The sequence below is a fragment of the Thalassotalea agariperforans genome (assembly GCF_053470345.1).
Genome location: NZ_JBQMWH010000022.1, coordinates 1 through 13,217 on the forward strand (window position 1 = coordinate 1; position 13,217 = coordinate 13,217).

Annotated in this window: 13 protein-coding genes, 5 tRNA genes and 1 rRNA gene; 18 read left to right on the forward strand and 1 reads right to left on the reverse strand. The window is 37.0% G+C overall.

All coding sequences use genetic code 11. The features are described 5' to 3' along the window. The first annotated feature begins 8 nt into the window (after positions 1 to 8). The 12 genes from rrf (at position 9) to tuf (ending at position 8,813) form a co-directional block, all read left to right on the forward strand. A 5S ribosomal RNA gene (gene rrf / locus ACSLUO_RS16925) occupies positions 9 to 123 on the forward strand. A 256-nt stretch (positions 124 to 379) separates the two neighbouring features. Next, positions 380 to 1,585: an outer membrane beta-barrel protein gene (locus tag ACSLUO_RS16930; protein WP_448250358.1), complete on the forward strand. Its 1,206-nt coding sequence runs from the start codon at positions 380 to 382 to the stop codon at positions 1,583 to 1,585. Positions 1,586 to 1,610: 25 nt separating this feature from the next. Beyond that, the gene (locus ACSLUO_RS16935) at positions 1,611 to 2,117 is read left to right on the forward strand and encodes a polysaccharide biosynthesis/export family protein (RefSeq protein ID WP_448250360.1); all 507 of its coding nucleotides are present in this window, start codon (positions 1,611 to 1,613) and stop codon (positions 2,115 to 2,117) included. Further along, positions 2,114 to 4,267 carry a GumC family protein gene (locus ACSLUO_RS16940; protein ID WP_448250362.1) on the forward strand — a complete coding sequence of 718 codons (2,154 nt, stop codon included), beginning with the start codon at positions 2,114 to 2,116 and terminating at the stop codon, positions 4,265 to 4,267. Before ACSLUO_RS16935 ends, ACSLUO_RS16940 begins: the two co-directional genes overlap by 4 nt. Positions 4,268 to 4,302: 35 nt before the next feature. Next, positions 4,303 to 5,352, forward strand: a complete 1,050-nt coding sequence (gene murB, locus ACSLUO_RS16945) for a UDP-N-acetylmuramate dehydrogenase (RefSeq protein WP_448250364.1) — start codon at positions 4,303 to 4,305, stop codon at positions 5,350 to 5,352. Further along, a complete protein-coding gene (birA, locus tag ACSLUO_RS16950; protein ID WP_448250365.1) occupies positions 5,342 to 6,316 on the forward strand; it encodes a bifunctional biotin--[acetyl-CoA-carboxylase] ligase/biotin operon repressor BirA in 975 nt (324 codons plus the stop codon). The genes murB and birA overlap by 11 nt, the downstream gene beginning before the upstream one ends. Then, on the forward strand, positions 6,313 to 7,056 hold the full coding sequence (locus ACSLUO_RS16955; RefSeq protein ID WP_448250367.1) for a type III pantothenate kinase: 744 nt from the start codon (positions 6,313 to 6,315) through the stop codon (positions 7,054 to 7,056). Before birA ends, ACSLUO_RS16955 begins: the two co-directional genes overlap by 4 nt. A gap of 119 nt (positions 7,057 to 7,175) precedes the next feature. Next, a tRNA-Thr gene (locus tag ACSLUO_RS16960) sits at positions 7,176 to 7,251 on the forward strand. 25 nt (positions 7,252 to 7,276) lie between these two features. After that, a tRNA-Tyr gene (locus tag ACSLUO_RS16965) sits at positions 7,277 to 7,361 on the forward strand. Between the two features lie 29 nt (positions 7,362 to 7,390). After that, positions 7,391 to 7,464 (forward strand) — tRNA-Gly (locus ACSLUO_RS16970). A gap of 15 nt (positions 7,465 to 7,479) precedes the next feature. Then, positions 7,480 to 7,555: transfer RNA gene (locus ACSLUO_RS16975), tRNA-Thr, on the forward strand. Positions 7,556 to 7,628: 73 nt separating this feature from the next. Next, complete coding sequence (tuf, locus tag ACSLUO_RS16980; RefSeq protein WP_448250369.1) at positions 7,629 to 8,813, forward strand: elongation factor Tu; 1,185 nt, start codon at positions 7,629 to 7,631, stop codon at positions 8,811 to 8,813. Positions 8,814 to 9,298: 485 nt separating this feature from the next. Here the strand turns inward: tuf and ACSLUO_RS16985 are convergent, their stop codons facing one another. Then, entirely contained in the window at positions 9,299 to 9,928 is a 630-nt protein-coding gene (locus ACSLUO_RS16985; protein ID WP_448250371.1) for a YiaD family glycine zipper/OmpA-like lipoprotein, read from the reverse strand. Positions 9,929 to 10,231: 303 nt separating this feature from the next. On the opposite strand from ACSLUO_RS16985, the gene ACSLUO_RS16990 reads away from it, so the two are divergent. The 6 genes from ACSLUO_RS16990 to rplK all read left to right on the forward strand — a co-directional run bounded on the left by ACSLUO_RS16990 (position 10,232) and on the right by rplK (position 13,215). Continuing rightward, positions 10,232 to 10,408 carry a PEP-CTERM sorting domain-containing protein gene (locus ACSLUO_RS16990; RefSeq protein ID WP_448250373.1) on the forward strand — a complete coding sequence of 59 codons (177 nt, stop codon included), beginning with the start codon at positions 10,232 to 10,234 and terminating at the stop codon, positions 10,406 to 10,408. Positions 10,409 to 10,426: 18 nt separating this feature from the next. Next, on the forward strand, positions 10,427 to 11,233 hold the full coding sequence (locus ACSLUO_RS16995; protein WP_448250374.1) for a sterol desaturase family protein: 807 nt from the start codon (positions 10,427 to 10,429) through the stop codon (positions 11,231 to 11,233). 134 nt (positions 11,234 to 11,367) lie between these two features. Next, positions 11,368 to 11,444 (forward strand) — tRNA-Trp (locus ACSLUO_RS17000). A 77-nt stretch (positions 11,445 to 11,521) separates the two neighbouring features. Continuing rightward, positions 11,522 to 11,902, forward strand: coding sequence for a preprotein translocase subunit SecE (gene secE, locus ACSLUO_RS17005; protein ID WP_448250375.1), 381 nt, complete (start codon positions 11,522 to 11,524; stop codon positions 11,900 to 11,902). Between the two features lie 38 nt (positions 11,903 to 11,940). Then, positions 11,941 to 12,513 carry a transcription termination/antitermination protein NusG gene (gene nusG / locus ACSLUO_RS17010; RefSeq protein WP_448250392.1) on the forward strand — a complete coding sequence of 191 codons (573 nt, stop codon included), beginning with the start codon at positions 11,941 to 11,943 and terminating at the stop codon, positions 12,511 to 12,513. A 273-nt stretch (positions 12,514 to 12,786) separates the two neighbouring features. Further along, positions 12,787 to 13,215 carry a 50S ribosomal protein L11 gene (gene rplK, locus ACSLUO_RS17015; RefSeq protein WP_448250376.1) on the forward strand — a complete coding sequence of 143 codons (429 nt, stop codon included), beginning with the start codon at positions 12,787 to 12,789 and terminating at the stop codon, positions 13,213 to 13,215. The last annotated feature ends 2 nt before the right edge of the window (positions 13,216 to 13,217 follow it).

Below are 13,217 nucleotides of genomic sequence, written 5' to 3' on the forward strand. Positions count from 1 at the left end.
TGTTTTTGTCTAGCGACAATAGCATTGTGGTACCACCTGATCCCATGCCGAACTCAGAAGTGAAACGCAATTGCGCCGATGGTAGTGTGGGAGTTCCCATGTGAGAGTAGGACATCGCTAGACTTCTCTTAAAAGAAGCCCGCAACAACGTTGCGGGCTTTTTGCTTTCCTGCGGTTAATTCTTTGATATAGTTTTTTAAATACCGTTTTGTCTTTAAAAGTAAATGAAACTAGCCAATAATCGCATTCTATTCCGTGATCATTTAATTTATTCATGTATGTAAGTGTTTATACGAGAATTATTTTATCTACGATAAATATCTTAGATATGCGTTTTGTTAAAAAAAGGTTAAGATAAATCAAAAAAATAAGACTTTCTATGTGTTTTCGTTGTTGGCTAATTATTTTGTCGTTAAGTTCTTTTGCAGCCCTTGCAAACGATAAAACATATTTTTTAGATCGCCAAAATGGTGATATGTTGAAATATCGCGATGATCAAGCGACGCTTGATCTAAGTATAAAGGCTAAGCATACAGATAATCATCTATATGAAAATGATGCGGATAAACAATCTACCGAATACCTAGAAATTTCACCCAGCATTAAAGCGCAATATCATAATGATAAACACTTTTTACAGTTAGGATTATGGTTTAAAAATCGAAAGTTTAATGATTTTTCTGAAGATGATACAACCGATAGATATGGCTTACTTAAGTATCACCATAAATTTCGTGCTGAACAAAGCGTTATATTGACAGGGGCGTTTTTCAATCAGTATTTAGATAGAGGTACAGGCTTATCAAAAGGCATTGGGTCGAGCTTATTAGAAAGAGATAACCGGAAGTCTAACTTTATAAATATTGCACATCAGTTAGGTAACGAAAATTCTAATGCGACTCTTACTTCATTAATTGGTTTTCGCAATACTGAATATAAAAATCGTCCAGAGGTTACTGATGGATTAAATTTATCGGCAGTTTATTCAATATTCGATTTTCAATACCTATTAAGCGACAAGTCTTATTTAACGGCTAAATTATCACTAGAAGACATTAAACATGACTTACCGTTGCAACAAGACCGTTTGGTAAGCACGGCATTAGTAGGTATTAAATGGCACAAAACTGAATTTACTCATTTTGATTTATCATTAGGTACGCTAAAGATAGATTTTGACGATGGCAGTTTAGCTAATAAACAAGATTTTAAGTGGAATTTTAAGTTCAAGTGGTCACCTATTGAAGCCATTGAACTGTCCGCCATTAGTGTAAGAACTGTAGATGAAAACCGTCAAATTGAAAATAGTTATTTGATAAGTGATAAGCTGGGTTTAAATTTTAGCTATCAAATGAACGATAATATTGAAATTTATTTACAAAACAGCATGGATATATTGGATTATTATTTTGAAACGGGTAATGAAACGGAGCAAGGTTTTACTAGTGATATGACAGTGGTTTATAAATTTAGAAGTAATATGTCATTATCATTAAGTTACTTTCACCAAAAATTGTCATCGTTTAATATAACTAACGAATATCAAAAAAATACCATTAGTGCGGGGATTAGTTTTGTTCTCTAAATTTTTACTGTATAAAAGGGCATCCTTGTTGGTTATACTTTATACAGTTTTAACCAGCTTTAGTGTTTATTCCGCTGATTATAAAATTGGTTCAGGTGATACGTTAAAGATAGATGTTTATGATGAAAAAGATTTACAAATAACGATTAGAATTGATAAATCCGGCATTATCACTTTTCCTTTTTTGGGGGACATAGCAGTAATAGGGTTATCAACCAAAGAAATAGGCGTTTTAATTGAAGAGGGCTTACGTGGGGATTATTTAATAGAGCCACAAGTAACTGTGTCAATTTCACAGTATCGCCCTTTTTACATTAATGGCTTAGTTAATCGACCTGGCGGTTACCCTTTTCAAGAAGGTTTAACGCTGGATAAGGCAATTGCTTTATCCGGAGGTTTAGCAAGTAGAGCGTCTACTAGTGATTGGCAGATTACACGGATAGTTAAAGGAAAAACAATAACCATAGATGCAGTTATATCAACAGAAATCCAACCTGATGATATTATCAATATTGGACAGAGCTTTTTTTGACAACATTAAATAACAACACTATTTTTCAGCCAGAAGCGGACGATGTCTCGATTAAAGAGATAGTTAGTCCGTTGTGGAATCGTCGTTGGCTTATATTATTTTTTACGTTGTTTATTACTTTAATATGCGCAGTTTATGTTTCTTCGTTAAAACCCTCTTTTATCGCAACCGCGGTATTACAAATAGGTAATAATAAACCGAATCAAGCCCTTTCTATTAACGATGCCTTTGATGAATCGAAAGCTTCAACAGAACAAATACAAACGCAATATGAATTATTAAGATCGCGTAAATTTGCCGAACGGGTGATTGCTCAATTAGATTTACGCAATGATCGTGATTTTATCTCAGGTAAATATAAAGACAATTATCGAGAATTTTTTAACAAACCTAAAATTACAACCATCTCTATCGAAGGTGCAGTGGCTACCTTTCAAGCACGGTTAAATGTAACGCCTATTACCAATACTGAATTAGTTAAAATAAGTTTTTACTCCTACTCCCCTGAACTGTCAGCTAAAGTGGCTAATTATATAGGGGCTACTTATTTACAGTATCAAGATGAATTACACAGCATGTCACAAGAAACGACATCGCAATGGTTAGTGGATCAGTTAGAAGAGTTAGGTAAAAAGTTAGAAGCATCAGAACAAGCTTTGCAGACTTTTCGTGAAGAAAAGCAGATTGTTGATATTAAAGGTGTGGTTGGTTTAATTTCGAATGAATTAAATGAACTCATGTCAGAAGCATTAATTGCCGATAAACGAGTTGATGAATTAGCGATCACGGTCAAATACATTAAAGAAAACAAAAATGAAATTCGTGAATTGGTTGAGATCAGTGAAATTAATGAAAATATTATCTATAGCAAATTAAGGGAACAAGAAGAGCGCCTAGATCGTAAGTTGTCTGAAATATCTAAACGATATGGGCCCAAGCACCCTAAAAGAATTGCCGTAGAAGCTGAATTTAAAAGTATTACGGACAGTATTACCAAACAGGTTAACGATATTGTTTTTGCGATAGAAAAAGAATATTTGGAAGCTATTGCTCGGTTAAATGCAACACAAGAAAGGCTAAGTAAAGCGAAGCAAGACTTCTTAAGGTTAAGCCGTTTAGATAATAAATTTTCCCAGTTATTACGGGAAGTGGAAACGAATAAAGAACTGTACAGCACTTATTTAATCCGTTTAAAAGAAGCTGATGCAATGGGCAATTATCGTGCAGATTTTTATGTCCGTTTTATTGATAAAGCACTACCACCTAAAGGGCCGTTCAAGCCTAATAAAACCCTATTAACTTTGCTTGCGATGGTTATTTCAATGGTGTTCATTTCGGCAGTTATTATTATGCGCGAATTAATGCTTGATACGCTGAATTCACGTCGTAAATTAGACAGTTTTACCGAAGCTAATATTCTTGCTGTGTTACCAAGAATAAAACGTGGTCGAGCAGGTGATAAAGATCAAGCGGTAGATCGCCGCTTTATTGAAGCTGTTCGAACTTTACGGACATCATTAATTTTTAGCCAAAAGAAAAAGCCACCTAAAATTATCGCGGTTACCTCTTCAGAGCCAGGTGAAGGGAAATCAACGGTGGCATTAGAATTAGCTCGCTCATTTAGTGAAATGGAAAAAGTTTTATTAATTGAAGGTGATTTACGTCATCCAACGATTGCTAAAAACTTAGGCTTAGATCCTAACCGCCCTGGCTTATCTAATTTATTAGCCAAAACACATCAAATCGATGAGTGTATTGTTCGTGACGAGCATAAACGACTAGATATGTTAACCTCAGGTATTACTCCTTCAAATCCGCTAGCATTTCTTTCGATGAAACGTTTTAATATGTTGATCAAAGTTTTTGGTAATTTTTATGATCGAATTATTATTGAAACACCACCGGTTAACGCGGTTAGTGATGCGGTGATTATTTCAAAGTTAGTTGATAGTGTTATTTATATTGTTCATGGCGGTAAAACAAGGCGAGAGCAAATTTTGTCAGGTTTAAGGTTGTTAAAACAAGTTAATGCACCTATCGAAGGAGTGGTCATCAACCATAGTGAAAATATTGATACCACTAAATATCAAAATAAATACTATAACGATATGGCAAACATCATTAAACTACCTACCAGAAAACAAGGGTAACTTGCCTTCGGAGTTATTCACATTATTTAAAAGCTATGAATAACCATAATATTGCATTACAAACATTAAACACTTTTGCCATTGTATGCTGTGCTAAGCAGTATGTTGAGGTGGCGAACGAAAATGATTTAATTTTATTATCAAAACAGTTCAAGAATAACTTAGCACAACAAAATTTTTACCTATTAGGTGAGGGCAGTAATACGCTTTTTGTTGATGATAAGGTTAACTTAATTGTTAAATCTTCCCTCAAAGGTATTTCAACATGGCAAAGTGATGACCATCATTTTGTTGAAGTGGCAGCAGGTGAAAATTGGCATCAACTGGTTTTATTTTGTTTAGAACATCAGATCTATGGCTTAGAAAATTTAGCGTTGATCCCTGGTAGTGTTGGCGCAGCACCGGTTCAGAATATTGGCGCTTACGGCGTTGAGTTTGCAGATTATTGTGAACAGGTCTCTTGGTTTGAGTTTGCGAGCGCCGATTGCAAAACCTTATCGAATCACCAATGTCAGTTTGCTTACCGTGAAAGTATTTTTAAAGGTGAATTAAAAAATAAAGGGTTGATCACGAAAGTTTTACTTAAATTTCCGAAAAAATGGCAGCCAAAATTAAACTATCATGGCTTATCAGATTTACCCAAACCTTATAGTGCTGAACAGGTAATGCAACAAGTTATTGCTTTACGACAAGCTAAATTACCAGATCCCAGTATATTACCCAATGCAGGCAGCTTTTTTAAAAACCCTGTGGTGACGACGAAGAAATTTATTGAGTTACAGACAGTATATCCGGCCTTACCTCATTATCCGCAAGATAATGGTCATGTTAAGTTAGCTGCGGCATGGTTAATTGAACAAGCAGGCTTAAAAGGCTATAAATTTGGTAAGGTTGCTGTTCATGCGAATCAAGCGTTAGTGTTAGTCAATCATCAGCAAGGCAGTGGGCAAGAGATTGTTGCTTTAGCCAAGCTAATACAAACTACTGTTTATCAAAAGTTTGCCATTATGTTAATTCCTGAAGTTAGGTTTGTGAATATTGAGGGTGAATGTGATCCTGTTGAGGTTTTAGCCAATGAGCAGTAATAGTCGAGCACAAATTATTAAAGCGTTAGCCCGCGGCAATTTTATTTCAGGTGAAGAATTAGGGGCTGAGTTAGGGATTTCGAGAGCCGCAGTTGCTAAGCATATTGAAGCGTTAAGTGACATGGGGCTTGATATCTATCGGGTTACCGGTAAAGGCTATCAACTGGCAAATAAACTTGATTTATTATCACTTAATAAAATTTCCCAGTATTTAAATTCGGATATCGCAGCACCAATAGAAATACATAGTGTTATCGACTCAACTAATAGCTATTTATTAAGAAAATTACCTTACGATCTTCAACCTGGTCAAGTTTGTTTGGCCGAATATCAAAGTGCTGGCCGAGGGCGACGTGGTCGACAATGGATCTCACCTTATGGTTCAAATATTTATTTATCGATGTACTGCTTTTTAGAGCAGGGCATGTCGCAAGCGATGGGATTAAGTGTTGTGGCTGCTCTTGCCGTTTTTGATGCGATAAAGACTTTATATCAACATAATGTTGAGTTGAAATGGCCGAATGATATTTATTTAAAAGGTAAAAAACTCGCGGGAATTTTAATTGACCTTGATGGTCAACCGCTTGAATCTTGCCATTGTGTGATTGGTATCGGGCTCAATCTGGCAATGCCGGACGAAAGTGCTAAATTAGTTGATCAGCCATGGAGTGATCTGAGTCAGCTAACCAACGGTGAGATTAACCGTAATCAATTGGTTGCCGAGGTCATAAAACAGCTGAATATCCGCTTAGCCGAATATAAGCAAACAGGCTTAACAAATATGCTGCCGTGCTGGCATCAACACGACATTTATTTTAATCAACCAATCAAAATAGTCGCCGGTACCAAAGAAGTTTTTGGAGTAAGCCGTGGTATTGATAACCAAGGGGCATTATTAATGGAAGTTGACGGTAAGGTGTCACCGGTTTATGGCGGTGAAGTAAGCTTACGAGGGGCTACGTGAAAGTTTTAGTAGATATTGGTAATACGCGATTAAAATATTGCCAAGTAGTCGATAATTTTACCATGCAAGCGAGCAGCGATATTAAAGCGATACATGTTAGCTCGTTAAATGTAGGTTGGCTTGATCAACACTGGAAGCAGGCAAAAAAAATAATAATTGGTTCTGTTAATCAACCAGCGCTGTTAGCAAAAATAATAACTTGGGCCGAGCAGCATAATATTGTAACTGACATAGTCACCAGTGAACAGCAAGCCTATGGCGTTATCTCGGGTTATCTGACACCTGAACGTTTAGGGGTTGACCGTTGGTTAGCTATAGTTGGTGCTTGGCAGTTATATCCTGAAAAAAACCTGATAATTGTTGATGCGGGTACGGCGACAACTGTTGATGTTATTAATGCGCATGGTCAACACTTAGGAGGTTGGATTTTGCCCGGCATCGATTGTATGCATCAAAGTGTGTTAAAAAATACCGCGCAAGTTGAAGGAAATTTAAAGCAAGCTAATTTAGCTTTTGCAAATAATACTGAAGATAATGTGAATAATGCCTGTTGGGCGGCAACAATTGGTTTAATTAAAGTGGCTGTTGAGCAAATTAATAAACTTAATTTAACATTAGATGACATTATTCTAACCGGTGGTAATACATTATCATTAAGTAAGTTATTAGATGTTCCTCATCAATGCCATGAAGAGTTAATATTTTATGGCTTACAGTCTTATGCAAAATCAGGAATTTAAGTTGAAAAACAACCGTTTTGCATAAAAAAACAACAAACAATAAAAAAGATGCATTTTTTTTGTTTTTTCTATTGCAAGGACAAAAGCATTACAATAGAATGCGCAGCACTTAATGTAGTGCCGACTTAGCTCAGTTGGTAGAGCAACTGACTTGTAATCAGTAGGTCGCCAGTTCGACTCCGGCAGTCGGCACCATTAGTACTTACTTTTAAAAAGTAATGGAGGGGTTCCCGAGTGGCCAAAGGGATCAGACTGTAAATCTGACGGCTCCGCCTTCGGTGGTTCGAATCCACCTCCCTCCACCATTTTTTTGCAGAGATATTCTGACAGTAGTGCGGACGTCGTATAGTGGTAATACCTTAGCCTTCCAAGCTAAAGCTGCGGGTTCGATTCCCGCCGTCCGCTCCAATCTTTGTATGTAGTGCTGATATAGCTCAGTTGGTAGAGCGCACCCTTGGTAAGGGTGAGGTCGGCAGTTCGAATCTGCCTATTAGCACCATTTCATCGATCTCCTGTCATTTCTTATCTTTAATATATTTTATACTTAAATTATTACCTCGAGGTATTTTAAAGTGGCTAAAGCAAAATTTGAACGTCTAAAACCGCATGTTAACGTTGGTACAATCGGACACGTTGACCACGGTAAAACAACATTAACAGCTGCTATCTCTGCAGTATTAACAAAAGCATTCGGTGGTGATGTAAAAGACTTCGCACAAATCGATAATGCGCCAGAAGAGCGTGAGCGTGGTATTACAATCAATACTTCTCACATCGAGTACGATACAGAAACACGTCACTACGCACACGTAGATTGTCCTGGCCACGCCGATTATGTTAAAAACATGATCACAGGTGCTGCACAAATGGACGGTGCTATCTTAGTAGTTGCTGCTACAGATGGTCCTATGCCACAAACACGTGAGCACATCTTATTATCACGCCAAGTAGGTGTACCATACATCATTGTTTTCTTAAATAAATGTGACATGGTTGATGATGAAGAATTATTAGAATTAGTAGAAATGGAAGTTCGTGAACTTCTTTCAGAATACGATTTCCCAGGTGATGACTTACCAGTAGTTTTAGGTTCTGCATTAGGTGCATTGAACGGCGAAGCACAATGGGAAGAAAAAGTATTAGAATTAGCGGGTCACTTAGACACGTACATTCCAGAGCCAGAGCGTGCAATTGACGGTGCGTTTATCTTACCAATTGAAGATGTATTCTCAATTCAAGGTCGTGGTACAGTAGTAACAGGTCGTGTTGAGCGTGGTATCGTAAAAGTTGGTGACGAGATTGAAATCGTAGGTATCAAAGATACAACGAAAACAACTTGTACTGGTGTAGAGATGTTCCGTAAGCTTCTAGACGAAGGTCGTGCTGGTGAGAACTGTGGTGTATTATTACGTGGTACTAAGCGTGAAGAAGTTCAACGTGGTCAAGTATTATGTAAGCCAGGTTCAATCAACCCACATACTAAATTCGAATCAGAAGTTTATGTATTAACGAAAGATGAAGGTGGCCGTCATACTCCATTCTTCAAAGGTTACCGTCCACAGTTTTACTTCCGTACAACTGACATCACAGGTGCTGTAGAGCTTCCTGAAGGTGTAGAAATGGTAATGCCTGGCGACAACCTTAAGTTTGTTGTTGAGCTAATCAACCCAATCGCGATGGACGAAGGTTTACGTTTCGCTATCCGTGAAGGTGGCCGTACAGTAGGTGCTGGTGTTGTTTCTAAAGTAATCGACTAATTCGTCTGGAACGAATTAGAACGCACAAGGTGCGGCCGCGAAGCGGTGAGGGCATGGATAGCCCGAATATTAATTGATACTTTAGTTCACATTAGAACTTAAGAAAAGGATGCTTCGGCATCCTTTTTTGTTTTAGGACTATCATCACGGGATAACCCGTGATGACAAAATGCGTTAAAAGAAATGTACCAGCGGGCAGTTTTGCAAAATTTGGAGAGAAGGTCTGCGACGAAGCTAGAGCCGTACAGTAGGTGCTGGTGTTGACCGAAAAACTGCGTCCTGCATTTTCTGCATTGCCTACTTCCTTGTAGGTATATCTAAAGTAATCGATTAATTGATACTTTAGTTCACAGTAGAACTTAAGAAAAAGGATGCTTCGGCATCCTTTTTTGTTATTACTTGTTAATTCTCAGCTTTTGTTCGCTAGTCAAGCACTGTCAAAGTCGATATATTAACTGTACTTATCGTATCAAGTTCACATCAAATTAGGCTTTGTTAGGAATTATTTGAATTTCAACGCGGCGATTAAGGGCACGGTTTTGTGCATTGGTATTGGCAACGATCGGCGATGATTCACCTAACCCTGTTGTTTTTAAACGCGTATCAATAATGTTTTTGCTAACTAAGTAGTTTTTAACACTTTCTGCACGTTGTTCTGAAAGCTTTTGGTTGTAGTCTGCACTACCAGTATCATCGGTATGGCCGACAATACTTAATAGGGTTTTATCAAATTTAACCAATACTTTAACAATATCGTCTAATGTTGAGTGAAATCCAGCAGAGATATAAGCTTGATTGGTAGCGAAAGTAATATTTGATGGCATGACTAGGCGTAAGTTATCTCCTTCTCGAATAATATCGATGCCAGAGCCGGATAATTCTTGGCGAAAAGCTTCTTCTTGCTCATCCATGTACTTACCAATGGCAGAACCGGCGATGGCACCAATAGCCGCGCCCCAAACTAACCGTTTATCTTTATGATTACTTGTCGCTTTACCTAATACTGCTCCAGCAATAGCACCAATAGCAGCACCTTTTTCTGTGTTTGTAGAGGCGCACCCTGTCATGATCAGAGACAAAGAAACGACAGGAACGAGCACATTTTTAAACAGCATAAAATACTCCATTATTACTTTAAAAAATTTGGTCAATAATAACAGAATATAATGGCCGAAAAGAATAAGGTGAAACAATACTTTTGTAATGAGATGTTATAAATAAGTTTGATCAATAACCATATTGATGTGATTTCAATTTTAGTGCTTTAATTGTCACCTTTTTTTACACTATATATTTATGCCTTTTTACTATTCATAATAATATCTATTAAAACATGTAATTATAACTTTGGCTTGGAATATGCTGAATAATATTTGAGCAGAGTTTAAACAAGCGTGTTTTACTACAGAGAGGTTTCTATGAAAAAACTATTGGCGGTAAAAAAACAATTATTTATGTTTCTTGTTACTATGTTGACTAGCTACAGTGCGGTTTCTGGAATACAACCCCCACCAGTACCTATTCCTGAACCGAGTATGCTACCATTATTTGCCTTAGCAGCTATTGTATTTTATATTGTTAAAAAGAAGAAGTAAGCTAAGTAAGCAATAATATTGAGTTTTAATACCACAGATTACTTATTAATATTGTTATCCTGCGCGTTATTTTGGGAATTTAATAAAACCAAAGGAGCAGTATCAGTTAATGGTAACTATCGATTAGTACAAAACTTTTTTTTGTATGTTTTGGTTTGGTTGATTCAGTGGTCATTGGTTGAGTTAGGGGTCTTTAAACTTATTGAAGAGGTAACGTTTGAGCGCTACTCTTTGATTAGCTATTTTGAACAAATTGATGATACGACCTTGTTGAATGCAAGTTTATTTTTAATAGCTTTTATGTTGATTGACCTTCTATATTATGGGATTCATCGTTTATTCCATCATTATCGTCATTTATGGTGCTGGCATTTAGTTCATCATACGGATGTACAATTAGATATCTCAAGCAATTTTAGGCACCATCCAATCGAAGTATTATTGGTTACATTGTTAGGATTTTTATTTTTTATCGTGCTCCCTATAGATAGCAAGATATTGCTAACCTATGCTTATATTGCTTTGGTTATTCAAGTTTGGCATCACAGTAATTTTTTTCTTACTAAAAACATTGATAAATATCTGCGAATAATCATTGTTACTCCGAGTGTTCATCATATACATCATTCACCAATGAAGCCGTTTACCAATTGCAATTATGGTGCTATTTTTACTTTTTGGGATCGTTTGTTTTCTAGTTACTGTTCGCCCAGTCATTCAGTACCCAAAGGGGTGTATGGTCTGGAGTATTTTCGCCAAGATCACCAAACTACACTTATGCTTCTTTACCAACCTATAGTTTATTTGTTTAAACGCAACAAATAGAGTTTATTGCGTGTGTAAGTAAATTTTTCTTGAGTAAACTAGGCGACTCAGTATAATAGCGTCCTCACTTCTAGAGTTACTCTTAATTTTCCCAAAACAAACTAAGAATCACTCGGTAAGTGTATATAAATTTTAGGGGTATAGTTCCAATTGGTAGAACAGCGGTCTCCAAAACCGACGGTTGGGAGTTCGAATCTCTCTACCCCTGCCATATTTGAGAAGCGATAGCTTTGAATGGTTCTCGTAAAAGGCAATAATGTCTAATAGACGTGTAGTTAGGTCAAAAATATGAATGCAAGCACAGAAAGTCAACCAAGCAGTTCTTTTGATTCAGTAAAGTGGATTCTTACTTTTCTATTATTAGGTGGGGCTATTTTTGGTAATTATTATTTTAGTAATGAATCCGTTTTAGTTCGCGCTCTTGCGGTAGTTGCTGCTGTTATTGTTGCCGGCTTAATTGCTGCACAAACAGAGAAAGGCAAAAACACCATTCTTTTTGCCAAGGAAGCTAGAACTGAAGTGCGTAAAGTTGTTTGGCCAACACGCCAAGAAGCAATACAAACAACGTTTGTTGTTTTAGTTGCCACTTTAATAATGTCATTAATTTTATGGGGTCTTGATTCACTTTTATTTGAAGTGGTTGGTTTCATTACAGGTTTACAGGTTTAGAGGTAATTATGACTGAAGAAATTACAAATACCGATGAAATGAATACTAACTCAAGCCAACCTGTTGAAAATTCTGGCCCTAAATTGCGTTGGTATGTTGTTCAAGCGTTTTCTGGTTATGAAGGGCGTGTACAAAAAACCTTATTAGAGCACATTCAAATTCACGGTTTAGAAGATAAGTTTGGTCAAATCTTAGTACCAACCGAAGAAGTGGTTGAAATGCGTGCCGGTCAAAAACGTAAATCTGCGCGTAAATTTTTCCCTGGCTATGTTTTAGTACAAATGGCGATGGATGAAGAAGCATGGCATTTAGTTAAATCAGTACCACGTGTATTAGGTTTTATTGGTGGCACTTCTGATCGACCAGCACCGATCACACAAAAAGAAGCTGATCGTATATTACAGCGTCTTGAAGACTCAACAGATAAGCCGAAACCTAAAACGTTATTTGAAGTGGGCGAAGTTATCCGTGTTATTGACGGACCATTTGCTGACTTTAATGGTGTGGTTGAAGAACTTGATTATGAGAAAAACCGAATCAAAGTTTCTGTGCTTATTTTTGGTCGTTCGACACCAGTTGATTTAGAATTTGTACAAGTTGAAAAAGGTTAATATTTAATTAGTGAAAGCAGTGATTTGGCTTAACTAAGCAAAAAGTTGTCCATAATTTGATAACTTTAAAAAATAATCCTTGTAACGGCAGCGTTGATTAATTTATAATCCGCTGCCGTTTTTATTTGTCGGGCTGTAAAGTTGGATAAAGAAAACGTATTTTAACCCACGGGGAGCTGAGCCGAATAGGTTCCAACAAGTAACTATAATAGGTTGTTTTGTTAGGTACTCAGTAGAGTAGAGCGTTTGTACCCAAACATAGGAATATTGAAGATGGCTAAAAAAGTCCAAGCTTTAATCAAGCTACAAGTAGCTGCTGGTGCAGCTAACCCGTCACCACCAGTTGGTCCTGCATTAGGTCAACACGGTGTTAACATCATGGAATTCTGTAAAGCGTTTAACGCAAAAACAGATTCATTAGAAAAGGGTGCTCCAGTACCAGTTGTTATTACTGTATACAATGATCGTTCTTTCACGTTTGACACAAAAACACCACCAGCTTCTTACTTATTAAAGAAAGCTGCAGGTATTAAGAGCGGTTCAGGTCGTCCTAACACAGAAAAAGTTGGTACTGTTACAACAGCACAACTTGAAGAAATCGTTAAGATGAAAGAACCTGACCTTACTGCTGGTTCATTAGAAGCTGCAGTGCGTACAATTGCGGGTTCTGCTCGTTCAATGGGTTTAGTGGTAGAGGACTAATC

Bases quoted from the DNA above. Each gene is read 5' to 3' on its own strand.
- ACSLUO_RS16930 (WP_448250358.1), top strand. From the start codon at position 380: ATGTGTTTTCGTTGTTGGCTAATTATTTTGTCGTTAAGTTCTTTTGCA.
- murB (WP_448250364.1), top strand. From the start codon at position 4,303: ATGAATAACCATAATATTGCATTACAAACATTAAACACTTTTGCCATT.
- birA (WP_448250365.1), top strand. From the start codon at position 5,342: ATGAGCAGTAATAGTCGAGCACAAATTATTAAAGCGTTAGCCCGCGGC.
- ACSLUO_RS16985 (WP_448250371.1), bottom strand. From the start codon at position 9,928: ATGCTGTTTAAAAATGTGCTCGTTCCTGTCGTTTCTTTGTCTCTGATC.
- ACSLUO_RS16990 (WP_448250373.1), top strand. From the start codon at position 10,232: ATGAAAAAACTATTGGCGGTAAAAAAACAATTATTTATGTTTCTTGTT.
- secE (WP_448250375.1), top strand. From the start codon at position 11,522: ATGAATGCAAGCACAGAAAGTCAACCAAGCAGTTCTTTTGATTCAGTA.
- nusG (WP_448250392.1), top strand. From the start codon at position 11,941: ATGAATACTAACTCAAGCCAACCTGTTGAAAATTCTGGCCCTAAATTG.
- rplK (WP_448250376.1), top strand. From the start codon at position 12,787: ATGGCTAAAAAAGTCCAAGCTTTAATCAAGCTACAAGTAGCTGCTGGT.